Source organism: Streptomyces novaecaesareae (assembly GCF_000716875.1).
GTDB lineage: Bacteria > Actinomycetota > Actinomycetes > Streptomycetales > Streptomycetaceae > Kitasatospora > Kitasatospora novaecaesareae.
This window is the reverse complement of sequence record NZ_JNWQ01000009.1, coordinates 66,427-85,571: the sequence shown is the minus strand read 5'-3', so window position 1 is coordinate 85,571 and position 19,145 is coordinate 66,427. Positions and strand designations below refer to the sequence as shown.

17 protein-coding genes and 1 pseudogene are annotated in these 19,145 nt (G+C 74.6%); 11 read left to right on the top strand and 7 right to left on the bottom strand.

Annotated elements, in window-relative coordinates:
* The first annotated feature begins 97 nt into the window (after positions 1-97).
* The 7 genes from OP86_RS05465 to OP86_RS05435 all read left to right on the top strand — a co-directional run bounded on the left by OP86_RS05465 (position 98) and on the right by OP86_RS05435 (position 7,165).
* Complete coding sequence (locus OP86_RS05465; RefSeq protein WP_030057811.1) at positions 98-1,528, top strand: amino acid permease; 1,431 nt, start codon at positions 98-100, stop codon at positions 1,526-1,528.
* Between the two features lie 147 nt (positions 1,529-1,675).
* Positions 1,676-1,864: a YegP family protein gene (locus tag OP86_RS05460; protein ID WP_030057810.1), complete on the top strand. Its 189-nt coding sequence runs from the start codon at positions 1,676-1,678 to the stop codon at positions 1,862-1,864.
* A 120-nt stretch (positions 1,865-1,984) separates the two neighbouring features.
* Complete coding sequence (locus tag OP86_RS05455; protein WP_030256580.1) at positions 1,985-3,280, top strand: glycosyltransferase family 4 protein; 1,296 nt, start codon at positions 1,985-1,987, stop codon at positions 3,278-3,280.
* Positions 3,277-4,473 (top strand): glycosyltransferase, encoded by a 1,197-nt coding sequence (locus OP86_RS05450; RefSeq protein ID WP_078588580.1) that lies wholly within the window; start codon positions 3,277-3,279, stop codon positions 4,471-4,473. The genes OP86_RS05455 and OP86_RS05450 overlap by 4 nt, the downstream gene beginning before the upstream one ends.
* A complete protein-coding gene (locus OP86_RS05445) occupies positions 4,448-5,332 on the top strand; it encodes an SGNH/GDSL hydrolase family protein (RefSeq protein WP_078588579.1) in 885 nt (294 codons plus the stop codon). The genes OP86_RS05450 and OP86_RS05445 overlap by 26 nt, the downstream gene beginning before the upstream one ends.
* Positions 5,333-5,501: 169 nt before the next feature.
* Complete coding sequence (locus OP86_RS38660) at positions 5,502-6,662, top strand: NUDIX hydrolase (protein WP_158707015.1); 1,161 nt, start codon at positions 5,502-5,504, stop codon at positions 6,660-6,662.
* Positions 6,663-6,730: 68 nt separating this feature from the next.
* The gene (locus OP86_RS05435) at positions 6,731-7,165 is read left to right on the top strand and encodes a DUF6188 family protein (protein ID WP_030057804.1); all 435 of its coding nucleotides are present in this window, start codon (positions 6,731-6,733) and stop codon (positions 7,163-7,165) included.
* A gap of 37 nt (positions 7,166-7,202) precedes the next feature.
* Here OP86_RS05435 and OP86_RS05430 read toward each other — a convergent pair whose 3' ends face one another.
* The 7 genes from OP86_RS05430 to OP86_RS05400 form a co-directional block, all read right to left on the bottom strand.
* The gene (locus tag OP86_RS05430; RefSeq protein ID WP_030057803.1) at positions 7,203-7,577 is read right to left on the bottom strand and encodes a hypothetical protein; all 375 of its coding nucleotides are present in this window, start codon (positions 7,575-7,577) and stop codon (positions 7,203-7,205) included.
* A gap of 125 nt (positions 7,578-7,702) precedes the next feature.
* Entirely contained in the window at positions 7,703-8,098 is a 396-nt protein-coding gene (locus OP86_RS05425; protein ID WP_324604088.1) for a roadblock/LC7 domain-containing protein, read from the bottom strand.
* 82 nt (positions 8,099-8,180) lie between these two features.
* Positions 8,181-9,266 carry a hypothetical protein gene (locus OP86_RS33330; RefSeq protein ID WP_051829714.1) on the bottom strand — a complete coding sequence of 362 codons (1,086 nt, stop codon included), beginning with the start codon at positions 9,264-9,266 and terminating at the stop codon, positions 8,181-8,183.
* 127 nt (positions 9,267-9,393) lie between these two features.
* Complete coding sequence (locus tag OP86_RS05415; RefSeq protein WP_030057800.1) at positions 9,394-9,777, bottom strand: hypothetical protein; 384 nt, start codon at positions 9,775-9,777, stop codon at positions 9,394-9,396.
* 701 nt (positions 9,778-10,478) lie between these two features.
* A complete protein-coding gene (locus OP86_RS05410) occupies positions 10,479-11,486 on the bottom strand; it encodes an LLM class flavin-dependent oxidoreductase (RefSeq protein WP_030256570.1) in 1,008 nt (335 codons plus the stop codon).
* 123 nt (positions 11,487-11,609) lie between these two features.
* Positions 11,610-12,140, bottom strand: a complete 531-nt coding sequence (locus OP86_RS05405) for a hypothetical protein (protein WP_030057797.1) — start codon at positions 12,138-12,140, stop codon at positions 11,610-11,612.
* Between the two features lie 324 nt (positions 12,141-12,464).
* Positions 12,465-13,664, bottom strand: a complete 1,200-nt coding sequence (locus tag OP86_RS05400; protein WP_030256566.1) for a peptidoglycan-binding protein — start codon at positions 13,662-13,664, stop codon at positions 12,465-12,467.
* Positions 13,665-14,023: 359 nt separating this feature from the next.
* Between OP86_RS05400 and OP86_RS37385 the strand changes: the two genes are divergently transcribed.
* From OP86_RS37385 to OP86_RS05380, 4 genes and pseudogenes are all read left to right on the top strand, one after another.
* Positions 14,024-15,349 carry a DUF6271 family protein gene (locus OP86_RS37385; protein WP_030256562.1) on the top strand — a complete coding sequence of 442 codons (1,326 nt, stop codon included), beginning with the start codon at positions 14,024-14,026 and terminating at the stop codon, positions 15,347-15,349.
* Positions 15,346-15,846, top strand: a complete 501-nt coding sequence (locus tag OP86_RS37380) for a GNAT family N-acetyltransferase (protein ID WP_030057792.1) — start codon at positions 15,346-15,348, stop codon at positions 15,844-15,846. Before OP86_RS37385 ends, OP86_RS37380 begins: the two co-directional genes overlap by 4 nt.
* 237 nt (positions 15,847-16,083) lie before the next feature.
* Positions 16,084-17,187 carry a hypothetical protein gene (locus tag OP86_RS05385; protein ID WP_030057791.1) on the top strand — a complete coding sequence of 368 codons (1,104 nt, stop codon included), beginning with the start codon at positions 16,084-16,086 and terminating at the stop codon, positions 17,185-17,187.
* Positions 17,188-17,460: 273 nt separating this feature from the next.
* A pseudogene (locus OP86_RS05380) lies at positions 17,461-19,071 on the top strand (AMP-binding protein); the annotation flags it as partial.
* Between the last annotated feature and the right edge of the window lie 74 nt (positions 19,072-19,145).

Below are 19,145 nucleotides of genomic sequence, written 5' to 3'. Positions count from 1 at the left end.
ACAAATCCCGTCGATTTGGTGCACGATGCCGCGTGGTCCGAGCATGAACGGTCGCTCCACCGAGCGCGAGCAGGACCACGAAAGGCGCACCACCCTCATGCAGACCAGTCCCGCCGCACCCCGGCAGGCGACGCGGCCGAGCGACCCGGCGAACCCGAGGCCGGTCGACCCGGAGAACCCGGCGAACCCGGGGCCGGTCGACCCGGCACCGTCCGGCCAGGCCGCAGGAAAGAACGGCCGGTTCGGGCTGGCGACCGCCACCGCCCTGGTGATGGGCAACATCATCGGCGGGGGCATCTTCATGCTCCCGGCCGCGGTGGCCCCGTACGGGACGGTCAGCCTGGTCTCCTTCGCGGTGCTCACTGTGGGCGCGATCGCGCTCGCGCTGGTCTTCGGGCAGCTGGCGCAGCGCAACCCGCGCACCGGCGGGCCGTACGTCTACGCCCGCGAGGCCTTCGGCGACTTCGCCGGGTTCCTGTCCGCCTGGTCGTACTGGATCACCACCTGGGTCAGCAACGCCGCGCTCGCCGTCGCCGCCGTCGGCTACCTCGACGTGCTGCTGCCCGTCGGCCACTCCACCGCGTTCAGCATCACCGCCGCGCTGGCCCTCCAGTGGCTGCCCGCGCTGGCGAACCTGGCCGGCACCCGCTACGTCGGGGCGATCCAACTCGTCTCCACCGTACTGAAGTTCATCCCGCTGCTGCTGGTCTCGGTGGGCGGCCTGTTCTTCTTCGACCCGAAGAACCTCGGGCCCTTCGACGCGAACGGCCAGGGCTGGGCGGGCGGCATGACGGCCGCCGCGGCGATCCTGCTGTTCAGCTACCTGGGCGTGGAGTCGGCCGCGATGAGCGCCGGCAAGGTCCGCGACCCGGAGCGCAACGTCGGCCGGGCCAGCGTGCTCGGCACCACCGGTGCCGCGGTGGTCTACCTGCTGGGCACGCTCGCGGTGTTCGGGACCGTCGCGCACGGGCAACTCGTCCACTCCGCCGCGCCGTTCTCGGACGCCGTGAACGCCATGTTCGGCGGCTCCTGGGGCGGCACCGCGATCGCCGTCGCCGCGCTGGTCTCGATGACCGGCGCCCTCAACGGCTGGACCCTGCTGGCCGCCCAAGCGCCGTACGCGGCCGCCAAGGACGGCCTCTTCCCGGCCGCCTTCGGGAAGGAACGGCGCGGTGTGCCGGCCTTCGGCGTGGTGGTGAGCGTCGCCCTGGCCTCGGTGCTGACCGTCCTCAACTTCGCCAGCGGCGCGAAGGGCGCGTTCGACGTCCTGGTGCTGGTCACCACCTTCACCGCGACCGTCCCGTACCTGCTCTCCACCGCGGCCCAGCTGTACTGGCTGGTGCGCGGGGCCACCGACAGGGTGGACCACGGCCGGCTCGTCCGGGACGCCGTCCTCGGGCTCGGCGCCTTCGCCTTCTCCCTCTGGCTCCTCGCCGGCGCCGGCTACAGCGCCGTCTACCAGGGCGTCCTGTTCCTCTTCGCGGGGATCCTGGTCTACGTCTGGATGGCGGGCCGACGCCGCGACTGACCTCCCGGTGACCCTCCGGCGCCCTGGACCACCACGGCCAGTCGAAGGGCGCGCCCACTCGAACGGCACGGCTGACGGGCGGCACGGCGGAGGCACGCCTACGGTGCGGTGCCAGGGGGTCATCCCAGCGGAAAGGCTGATACCGGCATGGCGGGCAGATTCGAGCTGTACATGGACGAGAGCGGGATGCACCGGTTCCGGCTCAAGGCGAGCAACGGGGCGGTCGTGGTGACCGGGGACCCGGAGGAGAGCAAGGACGACTGCCTGAAGAGCATCGAGTCGATCCGCAAGCTCGCGCCCTACGCGGAGCTCAAGGAGGCGGCCGGGTCGATGTGAGGCCAGGGCGGCACCAGGTACGGAGGAACGCGGGTCGGTGGAGCAAATCGCCGACCCGCGTTCGCTTGTTCGACAGATCCCTTTGGCCGGGTGCATGCCGGACCCGGACAGAACACTGGCATGCGCGTCGTCATCGTCACGGAATCCTTCCCACCCGAGGTCAACGGAGTCGCCCACAGCGTGCTGCGGACGGCCGAGCATCTGGCCCGCCGCGGCCATCAGCCCCTTGTCGTCACCCCCGCGCCGGCGCGGGGCGCGGAGTGCCCGCCGGAGACCTTCGGGAGTGCCGGGGCGGGCGAGATCCCCGTGGTGCGCATTCCGTCGATGCCGCTGCCCGGGTACCCGCAGGTGCGGATCGCGCTGCCGAGCCGACAGCTCGCGGCCGCCGTCGCCGGGCACCGGCCCGACATCGTGCACCTGGCCAGCCCGTTCGTCCTCGGTGCGCGCGGGATGCAGGTGGCGGCCCGGCTCAGGGTGCCCGCCGTCGCCGTGTACCAGACGGACCTCGCCGGCTACGCACACGCCTACCGGGCCGGGCGGGGCCTCGGCGAGGCCGCCGCGTGGCGGCGGATCCGGGCCGTGCACCGGGCGGCCGCCCGGACGCTGGCGCCGTCCACCCCGGCCGCCCAGGACCTGACGGCACACGGGGTGCCACGGGTGCAGCTGTGGCCGCGCGGGGTCGACTCGGCGCGGTTCCACCCCCGGCACCGGGACGAGGCGCTGCACCGGGCACTGGCACCCGGCGGGGAAGTACTGGTCGGGTACGTCGGGCGGCTGGCACCGGAGAAGCGCGTCGACCTGCTGGTGGCGGCCTCCGCACTGCCCGGCGTACGGGTGGTGGTCGTCGGGGACGGGCCCTCGGCACCCGGGCTGAAGGCCTCGATGCCCGGCGCGGTGTTCCTGGGCCGCCGGACCGGTGACGAACTGGCGCGCTGCTTCGCGACCCTGGATCTGTTCGTGCACACCGGCCCGCTGGAGACCTTCTGTCAGACCATCCAGGAGGCGATGGCCAGCGGCGTGCCGGTGATCGGCCCGGCGGCGGGCGGCCCGCTGGACCTGGTCGGACACCACCGCACCGGCCTGCTGGTGCCGCCCCGGGACGGCGCGGCGGTGGCCCGGGCCGTCGCCGAGCTGGCCGCCGATCCGGCGCGGCGGGCCGCGTACGGGCAGGCCGGGCGGGCGGAGGTCACCGCGCGCACCTGGGAGGCGGTCGGGGACCTGCTGCTGCGGCACTACGCCGAGGTGCTGGCGGAGCACCGGGGGGTGGCGGCGGTCGGGGCGGCGGGCCGTCCTGTGGCCGCGCCGGTCGGGGTGACAGCGCCGGTCGTGTCGGTGGCGCCGGTCGGGCCGGTGGCCGAAGGCCCGACGGCCGAGGGTGCGCTGCCGGAGGAGTTGCCGGAGGAGTTGCCGGCATGAACGCCGCCGCGAACCGCGAGGCCCTGACGATCGTCCGGCTCGCCAACTTCGTCACCCCCGTCTCCGGCGGCCTGCGCACCGCGCTGCGGCACCTGGGCGCCGGATACCGGGAGGCCGGGCACCGGCCGGTGCTGATCGTGCCCGGGGAACGGCGCTCGGAGGAGGAGGCCGAACAGGGCCTGGTGGTCACCCTGCCCGGCCCGGTCCTGCCGGCCAGCGGCGGCTACCGGCTGCTCACCGACCGGCGGGCGGTGGCCGCCGAGCTGACCCGGCTCTCCCCCGACAGGCTGGAGGTGTCCGACCGCACCACGCTGCGCTGGACCGGCGCCTGGGCACGGCGGCACGGCGTGCGCTCGGTCATGGTCTCGCACGAGAGCGCCACCGGGGTGCTCCGCACCCGGGGAGTGCCCGGGCCGCTGGCGAGCGCGGCCGCCGACCGGCTGAACGCGGCGACCGCCCGGGCGTACGACTCGGTGCTGTGCACCACCGACTGGGCGGCCGCCGAGTTCCGGCGGATCGGCACGCCGAACCTCACCCGGGCCCCGCTCGGAGTGGACCTGGACACGATGCGGCCACTGCCGCCCGCCGAACGGGCGGCGGAGCGGGCCCGGTACGCCGCGCCGGAGGAGGTGCTGCTGGTGCTCTGCTCGCGGCTCTCGGCGGAGAAGCGGCCCGAGCGGGCGATCGAGGCGCTGGCGGCACTGCGGGCACAGCGGCTGCCCGCCGTGCTGGCGGTGGCCGGAACCGGCCCGCTGCAGGGGCGGCTGGCAGCCCGGGCCGCCCGGCTGGGGCTCCCGGTGCGCTTCCTCGGGCACCTCGGCGGGCGCGAGGCGCTGGCCCGGCTGCTGGGCTGCGCGGACGTGGTGCTCGCGCCCGGCCCGGTGGAGACCTTCGGGCTGGCCGCGATGGAGGCGCTCGCCTGCGGGACGCCGGTCGTGGTCAGCCGCTCCTCCGCGCTGCCCGGGCTGGTCGGGCCCGCAGGACTGGCGGCGGCCGACACGGGCGCCGGATTCGCCGTCGCCGTCCGGGAGTTGCTGGAACGACCGGAGGGGAGCCGACGGGCCGCCGCACGGGCGCAGGCCGAGCGGTACGGGTGGCCCGCGGCGGTCGCGGCGTTCCTGGCGGCGCACGGACTGCGGAACGACGGTGCGGTGGAAGGGGGTTGGGATGGACGTGCTCGGCACCGGACGTGACCGGGCGACGCCGGAGCGGACTCCGGCGGGCGAGCTGGCACGGTTTGTCGCGCTCGGGGACTCGGTGACGGAGGGCATCGGAGACCCGGTCGACGAGGGGTGGCGCGGCTGGGCGACCCTCCTCGCGCACTCGTTGGCGCCCGAGGGACGGGCGGTGGAGTTCACCAATCTGGCGTACAGCGGGGCACTGACAGCAGATTTGACGAGTCGTCAGCTACCGCAGGCACTGGCCTTGCGGCCGCAGCTGGCGGCCGTGGTCGTCGGCGGAAACGACACCCTGCGGGCGGGCTTCGACATCCGGCGCAGCACCCTGGAGCTGGACGCCACGATGGGTGAACTCTCCGCCCACGGCGCCGTGTTGCTCACCGCCTGCCTCCCCGACCCGGGCACCCTGCTCCGCCTCCCGGCACCACTCGCCCGCCCGCTGGCACGACGGATGCGGGCCGTCAACACCGTGGTGCACGCCCTCACCGCGCGCCACCGGGCCGTACACCTGCACATCGCCGAACTGCCCTGGCTGGACGAACGACGGCTGCTGAGCGTGGACCGCCTGCACCCCAGCGCCGAAGGCCACCACCTGATCGCCCGCCGCTACCACGAGTTGCTCACCGGCGCCGGCCACCCGCTCGGCCCGCCCCCGGCCGCCGAACCGGCCGAGCCCCCGCCGGGCAAGGCAGCCGACCTGTGGTGGATGGCCACCCAGGGCACCCGCTGGGTCCTCGCACGCAGCACCGACCTGCTGCCCGGGCTCCTCGCCCTCGCGGCGGCCGAGGGCGCAGCCCGCCTGCGCGGCGCGAGCGGGCGGCACGACGAGCAGATGGCGCGGGCGGCGGCGCAGGCGCTGGCGTCGCTGGGGTGAGTGCGGCTGGGCCGTGGCGCGGCTGCTGTGCCGTCGCGTGGCTGCCGTGGCGCGGCCCGCGGATGCCTCCGGGTCACCCGGTGGTGGTGATCGGTGCGGGGGCCGGCTGGGAACCATGGGGGTGGCCCGGGTTGTCGTGGCCGGTGAGAGTACGACGGAGGGAGCCGGGGTGGAGAACGCGGGTGCGAGCGGCAGTCGGGGGATTCTGGCGGCGGCCGGGGTGCTGTTCCCCGACCGGGACGGGCGGGTGCTGGTGGTACGGCTGCCGTACGACCGGAAGCATCCGGTGGCGATTCCCGGGGGCGGGTGGGAGACCACCGACCGGTCCCCGCGGGAGACGGCCCTGCGGGAGATCGCCGAGGAACTCGGGTTCACGCCCCGGCTGGGGCCGCTGGCCTGTGTCGACTGGGCGCTCTCGCGCAGCCGACCGCCGATCGTCGCGTACCTGTACTGGGCCGAACCGTTGACGCCGGAGCAGGCGGCGGCGTTCCGGCCGGATGCGGCGGAGGTCGGCGGGTGGACGTGGCTGAGCACCGAGCAGGCGGGCCACGCGCTGCCGCCCCGGCTGTCGCGCCGGGTGACGGCCTGTCTGCGCGCGCCGCGTACGGCCGGGCCGTTGGAGCTGGAGGACAGCCGGCCGACCGGGCACACGCTGCGGGAGCTGCCCGCGGACGGGCCGGCGCCCGAGTACCTGGGATTGGCCGCCGCCCCGGGGCTGGCAGGCGTGCCGGCACCGGGACTGGCCCAGGGGGCCGGGCAGCGGCCGGCGGAGCCGCCTGAGGCCTCGGAGCCGCCGATGGACCGGGACACCTTCTACGCCACCCGGCCCCGGATCCGGGCGAAGGCCCGGGCGCTGTTCACGGACACCGGCGGGCGGGTGCTGCTGGTACGGCTGCGGCCGTGGGACGGGCCGCGCGGGCAGGTGCCGTACTGGACACTGCCGGGCGGCGGGGTCGAGGCGGACCGGGAGACGCCCCGGGCGGCGGCCCGGCGGGAGATCCGCGAGGAGCTGGGGTGGGAGGTCGAGCCCGGGCCGCTGCTGGCCCTGGACTGGCAGCCGGGGATGGCCGCCGATCCCGGGGCCAACCCGGCCACCGGCCGGGACACCGCCGTGCTGGTGTACGTGTACGACGGGGGCACGGTGACGGAGGGGATGCCCGGCTCGATCGTGCTGCAGGAGGAGGAACTGGTGGAGTGGCGGTTCTGCGATCCGGCCGAAGCACGAGCGCTGCTGACCGAGCCCTCCTGGAACCGTACGGCCGCCGCGCTGGCCGCCCGGGAGGGGGCGGGCGGGCCGGTCGAGCTGGTGGCCGGCCTGGCTGCCGGGTAGCCGACCGGGGCGGTTCGATGGCGGTCGGGTGACAGGTCCGATCGGGCGGATTGGGACAGACTGGGGGTATGCAGAACGCGATCACGGAGGTGCTGGCCGGCCGTCGGGTGGAGTCGGTCAGCGGGGGCGGACGGCTGGAGCTGCTGCTGGACGGCGAGCTGACCGTCCGGGTGGCGCACGAATTCCGCTTCGCGGCGCCGTCGTTCGCCGCGCCGGAAGAGGTCGAGCACTTCTTCCCGGCGCTGACCTTCCGGCCGAGCCCCAGCCTGCTGGCGCTGGTCGGGCGGAGTGTCGACGCCGCCCGGATCACCCTGGCCGGCGGCCTGGAGCTGGGCTTCGCCGGGGGCGGTGCGCTGTCCGTCCCGCCGCATGCGCTGCTGGCGCCGTGGAGCGTGCTGACCGCCGAGGGCGCGGTGTGCGCGGGGCTGCCGGGCGGCGAGGTCCGGTGGAAGGAGACGGCGACCGGGCCACGGAGGCCGCGGAGGGATCCCGGCGGGGCCTGAGCCGCCGCCGAGGACTCCTCCGGCTCGCGGACGGGCGTCAGACCTCCAAGTCCGCCTCGATCCTGGTGAGCTGGTGGCGGGCCATGGCGAGGTTGGCGCGCGACTTGTCCAGGGCGAGGTAGAGGAACAGGCCCTTGCCGGTGCGGCCGGTGAGCGGACGGATCAGGTGGTACTGGCTGGACAGGGTGATCAGGATGTCCTCGATCCCGTCCTGCAGGCCGAGCATGTCCATGGTGCGCATCTTGGCGCGGACCACGTCGGTGTTGCCGGCCGCGGCCACGTTGAGGTCAAGGCCGCCGGGGCCGTCGAGGGTGGCGAGTGCCATGCCGCTGTTGTAGTCCACCAGGGCCGCGCCGATGGCGCCCTCGATGCTGGTCATGGCCTGCTTGAGTGCGCCGGCTGCGTCGGTCATCTGAGTAACTCCCGTTCATTGGTTGGGTGGTTGGGTGGTGGGGTGACTGAGTGCTGGGGCTGGGTGGTGAGGTGGCTTGGGGGTGGGGTTGCGCGGGTCCTGGGTGCTCTGGTGGGCGGTCCCGGTCAGCCCGGGTCGCGCGGGTCCTTGGGCAGGAGGCTGTCGTTGAGCAGCCCCGCGATCCGCTGGGCGCTGCGCCGGGCCTCCAGGTGCAGCCGGCCGACGTTGACGTCCGGGTGCGCCAACAGGGTCAGCACGCAGCTGCCGCCGGCCGCGTAGGTGGCGACATAGCCGTGCTCGCCGCGCACCAGCGACTCCCGGAACTCGCCCTGGCCGGTGGTGTCGGCGAGCCGCTGGGCCAGGGAGAGCGAGGCCGCCGTCATCGCGGCCAGGCCCGAGGGTTCGGTGCCGTGGGTGTCGTGCGCGACCAGCAGGCCGTCCACGCTGGCCACCAACCCGCCCGCGAGGTGCGGGACGCGGTGCTTGACGGCGCGGAGTTCCGCGAGCAGCTCGGTCTCCAAGGCGATCAGTTGTCTCCTTCCGACACGCTGCTTGAGGGCCCGCCTCATGGCCGGGACGGCGGGGTCGCGGGCGGGGAGTGGGTCAAAGTCGGGCCTCCAGAAGGTCTCGGACCCGGGTCAGCAGCGCGATGTCCGGGTCGGGGACGGTCAGCGGGTGGGCCGCTGCCGGGGTGGGCTGGCGTTCGGGGCGGGGGCCAACGCCGGGACTGGGACCGGGACCGGGACCGGCGTCGGCCGGCGCCGTGCCCGGCCACGCGGCGTCGGCGGGTGCGGCGCCGCGCAGGGTGGCGCCGGGGATCCGGCGGTGCAGGCCGCCGGGCGGCCTGCCGTGGTCGGCGGCACCGGCGGCGACCCGTGGGGCTGAAGCGGACGGCTGCTCCGGCACCGGCTGGGCCGCGACGGGCTCGGCGATGGTCGGCGGGGCGGTGGCCGCCGGGGCGGTGGCCGACGGAGCGCTGGCCGCCGGGGCGTCGAGCAGCCCGGCGGCGGCCAGGCGGCGGACGTCCGCCGTGACACCGAAGCCGGAACGGCCCAGCAGGCGAGCCAGGTCCGCCGGGGTTCTTCGGCCGTCGGCGTGGTCGAGCAACTCGCGGCGTCGGCGGCCGGGCGGCCGGTGGGACGGCCGGCGGCTGCGCTCGACCGGGCGGACGGGCGCGGTGTCGAGCTGCGCCCAGGGCCAGATCCGGTCGAGGAGTCGGCGGCGACGGTCGACCTCGCGGCCGAGCCGGTCCGGGTCGACCGCCGCGACCGGTCCGAGCCAGTGCCGGACGTCCGGTTCGAACCGCCAGAGGCCGCCGCCGGGGTCGGCGAGGACGAAGAAGGCGGCATCGAACAGCGTTCCCAGGTGGCCGAGTTCGAGCTCTCCCCGGGTGAGCAGTCGCCGTTCGATCAGGACGTCGCCGACCCTCCCCTGCAGGCCGTGGACACGGACCAGCTCCGCCCAGCCCTCGGGGGTGATCCGGCCGGTGCCGACCAGCAGGTCGGCCAGGCCGGGTGCGCGGGGGGACTCGGCGCCGACCACTTCCCCGGCGAGGAGGTGGAGGCTACCGAGCGGGCCGTGCAGGGCGCCGGTCGCGCGGCGGTCGGCGAGCAGGGCGAGGGCTTCGCCCGGCGTCCTGGGCGCGGTGTGCTCCGCCGGGGGCGGGGCGGTGCTGGGGGCGACGGTCACGCGAACCACCGCCGGGCGGCGGCCCCCGGGACGGGGACGGGAGCAGGACCGGGGACGGTCTCGGGGTGGGCCGGCGGCTGGAATGCGACGGTCGGGATGAGCGGATCGGGCGTCACGGACATCGCGTTCACCCCAGCACCAGCTCCTCGGCCAGTGCCTGGAGGCGGAAGCGGGCGGCGGCGAGGTTGCCCTCCGAACGGTCCAGCCAGAGGTGCAGGACGAGCCGGTTGTCGAAGACGGTGTCGATGAAGCGGATCAGGTGGTAACTGCGGCCGGCGGTGACGATGATGTCCTCCAGCGGGGATCGCCGGTCCTCCGCGACCGTGAAGGTCTGGCTCTCAACAGCCGCGCGCACCAAGTCCGTTGCCTCGGCGGCGGAGGTCTCGTGCTCGCCGGTCGGACTGTCCCCGAGGCTGCCGAGGGCGAGTCCGCTGCTCCAGTCGACCAGGCTCGCGGAGCGGGCTCCGGCGATCGCCATCGCTCCGGAGAGGCATTCGTCGATACCCGGCACACCGGCTCCTTCGCGGGATCTGGGCGGCCGGGCGCTGCGCGGCACCGGCCGGGTTCGCCACCAGCAGTGGCAGGTTCGACACGGAAGGCTACTGCCGGATTCCGTATGACGAACATTCCAATGGCATATTCACATCAGTAGCGACCAGTTCCAGCCAAGGTATGACGATTCGTCAGACCTGCCTGACGGGCAAATCCGCAGGCCCGTCGATCGTTCGGGAACGGCGCTCATCGGCCACCTGGCCCGGGACCTTGGCCGATAGCGGGCCGCGCCGGAGGGTTTCGAGCCCGAACGTGCGATAAGGGGACAACCCTGCGAGCGGCGAACGCATGAGGCAAAACAAAGGGGCCCGTTCCGCTGGACGGAACGAGCCCCTTCTGGTGGAGCGCCAGGCCCGGGTTGCACGGACTCTTCCTACTGAAAGTAGGACGTGCTCTGGTAGCACCGCTGACGCCTGTTCGAGAGTTCCGAGATCCCCGCTTCGGAAGATCATTTCCTCTCGACGAGAAGAACAGTAGCAGGCCATCGCGCCTGGTCAGAAATCGCGCCCGGGCGGTCGGAGCAGGTCAGTCCAGCAGCGCCCGGTAGCCGGTGCGCGGCTCGGGACGACCGAGGTCGACGAAGGCTGAGCCGACGGCCTGAGGCGCGGCCTGGGCCGGGGCCGGCCGACCGCCCCGGCCCAGGCCTGGCTCAGGCCTGGCTCAGGCCTGGCCTACCGCCTCGGCGAGGAGGCGGTAGGAGTCCAGCAGCGCGGTGCGGTCGTAGGTGCTGGTGGTGACCAGGAACTCGTCCGCACCGCTGCGCTCCACCAGGGCGGCCAGTTCGGCGGCGGCCTGCTCGGGAGTGCCCGCGATGTGGCCCTTGAGCGACTGCTCGTAGGCGGACCGCTCCCGTTCCGACATCGCCAGGGCCCGGATCTCGGCGACCGGGGCCAGCGGCGGGAACTCGCCGTGGGTGCGGGAGTACGCACCGGCCCAGGCCTCCGGGACCAGCAGCTCACGGGCCCGCTCGGCGGTCTCGGCGACCGCGACCGTGCCCGAGACCACCACGTACGGCTCGGCTGCCTGGGCGGAGGGGCGGAACCGGGCGCGGTAGCGGTCGATGGCCTCCAGCATCCGGCCCTCCCCGCGTGCGGGGGCGATCACCAGCGGCAGCCCGGCCTCGGCGGCCAGGTCGGCGCCCGTGCCGGTGGCCAGGACGAAGGCCGGGACCTGCAGCCCCTCGGCCGGGCGGGCGTGAACGCCCCGGTGCACCTGCTGCGAGCCGTCGAAGTAGCCGAGCAGCTCGGACAGCTGGGCGCCGAAGTCGTCCGCCGCGCCCTTCTCCCGTCCCAGCGCCCGCCGGACACCGTCGGTGAACCCCACCGAACGCCCGAGCCCCATGTCGATCCGCCCCGGGAACAGTGCGGCGAGCACCCCGAACTGCTCGGCCACCACCATGGGTTGGTGGTTGGGCAGCATCACCCCGCCGGTGCCGACCCGGATCCGCGTGGTGGCTGCCGCCACCGCCGCGGCCAGCACGGTGGGTGCCGAACCGGCCACCCCCGGCACCCCGTGGTGCTCGGAGACCCAGAACCGGTGGTACCCGAGCCGCTCGGCCTCGCGGGCGAGGGCCACCGTGTCCCGCAGCGCCCGGGCCGGCTCCTCACCCTGCCGGGTGCGGGAGCGGTCGAGCACGGAGAGCCTGGTCACGGGCGTAGCGCTGGTCACGTCCGAGGACAACGCCCCTCCTGCGCGCGGGCATTCCCCCGGTCGGGGCGCGGGCGCATGATCGGGCGCGGGCGCATAACCGGGGCACGGGCGCATAACCGGGCGCGGGCGCGCGTGTGCGGCTCAGGAGCCCGCCCCCGGTATTCGGTGCGGGCGGGCAGTCCCCCAACGACGGCGGCCCCAGGGCTTGTACACCGACAAGATGACGTTGACCAGGTAGAGCGCCAGCGCGACCGCCGGGACGATCACCGTGTTGTAGCGGACGAAGCCGAGGTCCGCCGCCGTGATCGGGCCGGTCGGATGCGCGTCCGCCACGCGCACCGCGTCGTGCAGCCGGGCGGTGAGGGCGAACACCGAGGCCGCCATCGCCCCGAGCGTCAGCCAGAACTTGGTACTCACCCAGTAGTAGCGGAACAGGCCCCAGGAGGTGCCGAGCCCGAGGACGACCCCGCTCAGGAAGGTGAGCAGGCTCAGCGGCAGGACCAGCGCGTCGCCGAGCAGGCCCATCGCCCGGTAGGAGGTGCGCAGCCGGTCGGCGTCCCCGGTCGTGAGCGCCGTGACCGCCAGGGTGAGCAGGCAGAGCATCAGCGCCAGCCAGCTCACCGAGGCGACGAGGTGCAGCACGACCAGGGGCTTGCGCGCCCGGGGTGGCAAGCGACGATCCGCCGATCGTCGCTTGCCACCGGGGGCGATCCGAGGCGTCACGACGGCTCCGGTGGGCGAACGCACGGGGGTACCTCCTTCGAGCGGGGCCACGAGGACGGCCCCAGACTCTCCCGCTCGTCCCTCATCCGGCATCTGCCGGCGGAAGTAACCTCGGCTACTCCCAGGCGAGTACGCGGCTTCGCCCAACCGCGCCGACACGCCTCCCCCAGGAGGACCGGCAGGACCCCGAACGGACTCCAGGCGGAACCCGGGCGGACCCCGGGCGGAACCCCGGCAGGCCCCCGGGAGCGCCTCAGGACCGGCTCCCCCGCCTCAGTCGGTCACCGCGAACCCCCGCGCCGCGCCCAGCCGGTGGAGCGAGGCCTGCCCGGGGATCCCGTCCGCCGCCCCCGCCCCGTACCCGCAGCGCCGCTGCCAGGCCGCGTACGCGGTGACCGTCCGGCTGCCGAACGAGCCGTCCGCCCAGCGCTGTTCGAGCAGCCCCTCGTCCACCAGCGCCTGCTCGACGATCGCCACCTCGGCCCCGTACGTCCGGTGCCCCTGCTCGGCGCCCGGGTCGGTGCGGGCGGCCGCCACGACGTGGGCGACCGACACGGTCCGCTGCCCGGGCAGGTAGCCGAGCAGGCGGTTCAGCGAATCCTCGCCGGGGACGCCGTCCGCCGCCTGCCCGGAGTAGCCCAGACTCCCCTGGTAGTCCGCGTAGTTCTCGGTGTCCGCGTCCGTCCAGTCCGGGCCCGGGCCGGAGCGGTAGTGGGAGCCGAAGCCGCGGGAGACGAGCGCCCGTCCGACCGTCGTCACCTGGTAGCCCTGGGCGCCGTAGCCGTACGGCAGGCCGTTGATGGTGACCTGGTAGCGGGCCGGCGTCGGGTCCGCCGGGGGCGCCGGGTTCTGCTGCGAGGGCGGGTCGTCCGAGCTGCCGGAGCGTGCCGTGAAGTCGGGCCAGGAGCCGGGGTCGGTGTGGTCGTTGAACGGCACGTGGGCGTGCGCGTACCAGCCGCCGCGGGTCTCCCACCGCTGTTCGTCGCGGTGGCTGGAGAAGTCCGTCGGGCGGCCCATCGGCCAGACGTCGGGGACGCCCCAGGAGGCGATCCAGGCGTGGATCCGGTCCCAGCCCGCGCACGGGGTGTCGACCAGCCGGGGGTAGACCCGGCCCTGGTAGCGGCAGTAGGGGAAGAACACCGCCTCGATCTGGATCACCACCCGACCGGCCCGGTTGGTGCGGGTCGGGCTCTGGGCGGGGCTGAGCAGGCTCTTCGAGCGGGAGTCGGCGGGGAACAGCTGGGCCGTGCGGCCGCTGAACGGGTCCCAGACCAGGTGCGGCGCGTCTCCGGCGCCGGCGCCGGTGAAGTAGTTCACCAGGTCCTCGTAGGAGCACCAGTCCTGGGGCGCGGCGGCGGTGGCGTTGCGGTCCCAGGTGATGTGCGCGATGGCCTTCGGCGGGTACTGCTGGTCGGTCGGCGCGTGGTCGCCGAGGTCGTGGACGTCGGCACCGGGAAGCCACAGGTCGGGCATTGCGGTCTCCTCCGTACGGCATGAGGGCATCGTTTCCGGTATCGGCAGGTCCGTGTGCCGAGTTGACCCCGAGGGTGCGATGCGCAGCGGTGAACCGCCGCTGCTCGCCCGGCCGTTCGACCCTGCGAGGGGAATTCGCCCTCGCGTGCGAACCGGGCACCCGCGCCGGTCCGGCCGACCGCGCGAAAAGGGGGGCGTATTCCACCCCGTCGAGGGCTCGCTGTCAATCGTTGACATCAAAAGTGGTCTAGTCCACGGTGGTCCGGCAGGCCGGCCGAGGCCCGCACCCGGGGCTTCCGTGTGCGTTCAACTCGCCACTGTGGAACCGAATCTGACGATCCGACGGAGAAACCAGCGCCATGCAAAGAGTCTGTCTCGCCCTGCCCACCATGCGCCCCTGCCCCGGCACCATCGCGGAACTCGCCGAGGAAGCGGCCTACGCCGTCGCGAACTTCGGGGTCGAGGTGCACCTCCTCGTCGTCGACACCACCGACGCCGCCGGATTCGCGGAGAACGCGGGCGCCGTGGCCGCGCTGGAGCCCACCCCCGGCGTGGTCGTCCACCACCTCGGCGAGGCGCAGCAGCGGGAGTTCCTGCGCCGGGTGACCGAGCGTTCCGGCGCCGCCGACCCCGAACTGCTGCTCGACCTGATGCTCCCGCGGGGCGTCGCGTACGGTTCCTGCGTCAACCGGCTCTTCCTGGGCGCGGCCGCCCTGGGCTGCACCTCGGCGCACCTGCGCAACGACGACGCCGACTTCCAGGTCGTCGACGGTCGGAAGGTCTTCCCGATCCACCACGAGCTGCTCTCGATCGGCAGGCCGGCCGGCGAGGCGGTGGCCGGTGTGTCCCGCTCCGGGCTCGACCCGGCCGACGCGGACAAGCCGGTGATGCTGGTCAGCGGCTCCTTCATCGGCGAACTCAACGTGGACATCGGCGAGATCCACGAGCTGGACCCGGCCGTCTACCGCGACGTGGTGCGCCTGTGGACCCCGCCGGTGTGGTCGGAGGAGGAGAAGGACGCGATGGTGGACGTCTCCTTCAAGGGCGCCGGCTCCGAGCCGTTCAGCACCGACGACTCCGTCCTCGGCGTGCCCGACATCTGGGACGTCTACATGTGCAACATCGCCCTCGACCGCCGGGCCTACGAGGTGCTTCCGCTGCTGCCCTCGGTCGAGACCATCGGCAGCGACTACGCCCTGCTGCACGCCATGGTCCACGCCCGGCTGCCCGGGGTCACCCACAACCGCCACATCGTCAACTACTACACGCCCGAGCGCCGCACCGGCGCCGGCTTCGTCTCCTACCAGCTGCGGTTCGTCAAGTTCCTGCTCTCGATGCTGTACCTGTACCCGGTCTACGGCGGGATGATCGACCTCGGCCGCGGACTGCTGGACGAGCGGCACGGCCTGCGGGTCGAGCCGATCCTCGACCTGGTGCGCGGCAGCGCCGGCTGGGACCGGTCCGGGAACGAGCACTGCCTGGACGTCCTGGACCGCTCCTACCGCAAGCTGGGCGGCAAGTACGCCGAGCTCGCCGACGTGGTGGCCGGGCGGCGGCAGCAGCTCCTGGACGAGGCGCAGCAGGACACCGAGCGGTGGGCGGTGCTGGTGGGAGCCTGGGCGGCGCTGGTGGCCGCCGCCCGCGCGGAGGGGATCGGCCCCCGCGCGGAGGTGCCGGGCGCGTGAGCGAGGAGCTCAGGATCCGCCTGCTGAACGAGCAGGACTGGGACTCCGTGGTCGACCTGGAACACGCCGCCTACGCGGCCGACGGCCTCTCCGAGGGCCGGGAGGCGCTGCAGTCGCGCGCCCGCAGGTCGCCGGATACCTGTTTCGTGCTGGAGCGGCACGGCGCCGTCGTCGGCTACCTGCTGAGCCTGCCGTACCCGCCGCTGCGCTGCCCGGACCTCGGCCGGCCGGAGGAGGAGGCGGTGTACCGGTCGGCCAACCTGCACGTGCACGACCTGGTGATCGCCGAGGAGCTGCGCGGCCGGGAGGTCGCGCTCGGGTTCATCCGGCACGTCCGGGAGCAGGCGGGCGAGCAGGGCTTCGAGCGGATCTCGATGGTCGCGGTGCGCGGGGCGGACATCCTGCTGCGGCTGCTGGGCTACCGGGCGCACCGGGAGGTGGCGGTGCCGGCCTGCTACGGGCGGCGGGCGGTGTACATGTCGATGCCGGTGGACTGAACGGCACCGTACCGCCTCCCCGGCCGGCCCACGTGCTTGGATCCACCGCAAACGCCGCAGCCCCCGTGGCCGACGAGGAGTCGGCCCGCACGCCACACCCGCCCCACCCGTCCCTGCGGCCCCGGCCGCGTCCGGGAGTGGTTGCAGTTGCGTCTCCGTTCCGTGTCGGAGGGGGTGCGAAGTGGCCGTCGGTCCGGGATCGTGGAGGCAACGACTCGTGCGGCGGGGGGAGTTGCCATGGGGGACGGCCGCGAGATGGTGCCCGAGGTCGTGGCGGCCCTGCTGGGGGGCGGGCCGCACCGGGCGGTGGCGGACGTGGTGCGGGCGCGGCTGCGGATGGTGCCGGAGGGGGCGCGGGCGCTGACGCAGGCCGAGGCGGCCCCGAAGGACGTACCGGCACGGGCGCAGTTGACCGCCGCCGTCGCCCAGCTGCTGGCCTCCGACGAGGCGTTCGCGCAGTACCTGGCCACCACCGCGCTGGGACGGCCCGCCGATCCGCCGACGGTCCACCTGCGGACGGAGCCGCCCAGCACCGTCCAGCTGCGGACCGGGCCGCCGTCCGCGCCCTCGCCGTCCGCACCGCCGGCGGCGAGCCCGACGACCGTCCAGCTGCGGCTCGGCCCGGTGGACGCCAGGGCCCGGGCGCTGGCGGCCCGGAGGGGCAGCTTCGGGATCGTGGTGGCGCTCGCCCTGGTCCTGATCGCCGCACTGGTGGCCGTCGCCGTCCACCTGGGCTCGCGGCCGCTGATGAAGCCGGGCGGCCCCGGTCTGGCGCACGCCGCGCAGCCGCTGGGCGACCCCGCGGTGGCGCAGGGCGTGCTGCCCGACGCGCGGGCGATGCCGGGCGGCTGGCAGGTGCAGAGCGGGCCGGAGTCGGGGACGGGTACGTCCGGTTCGGTGCCGTGCCTGCTGCCGGACTCCTGCGATCGGCAACTCGCCTACGCCACGGTGACGTTCGGCGCCGCCCCGGTGCAGACCGTACGGTTCACCGCGGTGACCTTCGCCTCCCCCGAGGCGGCCCGCCAGGCCTTCGACACCACGCTCGACCGCACCGCCGGCGAGGATTCGGGGGCGGTGGACCTCCCCAGGATCGGCGACCAGAGCGCCGTCCGCACCCGCGGCTCCAGCTCGGCGGTGGCAATGGTCCGGGTCGACGCCGTACTGCTGCTGGTCCACGACGACGGGCTCGGCGCCGCCGCCACCGCGCCCGGGCTGACCGTGTTCGCCCGGCTGCTCGCCGAACGCGCCCGGCAGGCCCAGGACGGCCACACCCCCGACGCCACCGCCCCGGCCCCCGACACGGCCCCGGGCGCCGCCCCCGATAGCGCCGCAACGACCTGACGACCAGGTCTCAGGGCTTGTCGAGGTAGGCGAGGACCGCCGGCACCCGGCCCGCCGAAACCCCTGCTCGGCGCAGGCGTGCGCCCACGCCCCGTACCCCCGTGCGCCCACGCCCCGACCCCCCGTACGCCCACGCCCCGCGCCGCCGCGCGCCCACGCCGCGCCGCCGCCGGGGCCGGGCCGTCGCCCGAATGCGTGTATCGCTCTCTTGACTGGCGTCACCAACGCGCCATACTGGCCTCACTCCCCGCTCGCACGACGAGGTGCCCGCCCATGGAGCTCTCCCCCTCGGCGCACGTGGACACGTTCTGCCGAGACCACCTCCCGCCCTTCGAGCAGTGGCCAGAACTCCTCTTCGACATACCGGAGTTGGCCTACCCCGACCGACTGAACTGCGCCGCCGCCCTGCTCGACGACACCATCGCCCGGCTCGGGCCGGACCGCCGCTGCCTGCTCACCCCCACCGAACAGTGGTCGTACGGCCGACTGCGCGACCACGCCGACCGGATCGCCCGCCTGCTCACCGAGGACCTCGGCCTCGCCACCGGCAACCGGGTCCTGCTGCGCGGCCCCAACACCCCCTGGCTCGCGGCCTGTTGGCTCGGCGTGCTGAAGGCCGGCGGGGTGGTCGTCACCACCGTGCCGCTGCTGCGCGCTGCCGAGCTCACCGAGCTGCACGCCATCGCGCAGCCCGTCCTCGCCCTCTGCGACCACCGCTTCCTGGACGAGCTGCGCCGGGCCCGCACCCCGGGTCTGCGCATCCTCGCCTACGGCGGCAGCGGCCCCGAGGACCTCACCACCCGCTGCGCCGCCAAAGCGCCCGGCTTCACCGCCGTCCCCACCGCCGCCGACGACGTCGCCCTGATCGCCTTCACCTCCGGCACCACCGGCCGCCCCAAGGCCACCCTGCACTTCCACCGCGATGTCCTCGCCAACGCCGACACCTTCTCCCGCCACCTGCTCCGCCCCACCCCCGACGACCTCTTCGCCGGCACCCCGCCGCTCGGCTTCACCTTCGGCCTCGGCGGCCTGCTGGTCTTCCCGCTGCGGGCCGGTGCCGCCGGCCTCCTGCTGGAGCAGGCCACGCCCGAGCAGCTGGCCGAGCAGGTCCGGGAGCACCGGGTGAGCGTCCTGTTCACCGCGCCGACGGCCTACCGGGCGATCCTGGCCGCCGGGCTGGCCGACCGGCTGGCCGGCGTGCGGCGCTGCGTCTCGGCGGGCGAGCCGCTGCCCGCGGCCGTCTGGCAGGCCTTCCACGCGGCCACCGGGCAGCGGCTGATCGACGGCATCGGCGCCACCGAGCTGCTGCACGTGTTCATCTCGGCCGCCGACGAGGACATCCGCCCCGGCTCCACCGGCAAGCCCGTCCCCGGCTACCGCGCCGCCGTGCTGGACCGCCAGGGCCGCCCGGTGCCGGACGGCGAGCCCGGGCTGCTCGCCGTCAAGGGCCCGACCGGCTGCCGCTACCTGGACGACGAGCGCCAGCTCGACTACGTCCGGGACGGCTGGAACCTCACCGGCGACACCTACGTCCGCGACCGGGACGGCTACTTCTGGTACCAGGCGCGCAACGACGACATGATCGTCTCGGCCGGCTACAACATCGCCGGCCCCGAGGTGGAGCAGGCGCTCGCGGCCCACCCCGACGTGGCCGACTGTGCGGTGGTCGGCGCGCCGGACGAGCGGCGCGGCTCGGTGGTCAAGGCCTACGTGGTGCTGCGCCCGGGCGTGCCGGCCGGGCCGGGGACGGCCCGCGCCCTCCAGGACCACGTCAAGCGCACGATCGCGCCGTACAAGTACCCGCGGGCCGTCGAGTTCGTCGCCGAGCTGCCGCGCACCGCGACCGGCAAGCTGCACCGCGCCGAGCTGCGGCGACGGGCCGCGCCGACACCGGCCAGCGTCGCCATCGAGCGCCGGGTCGAGTGGTCGGACACCGACGCGGCCGGGCACTACCACTT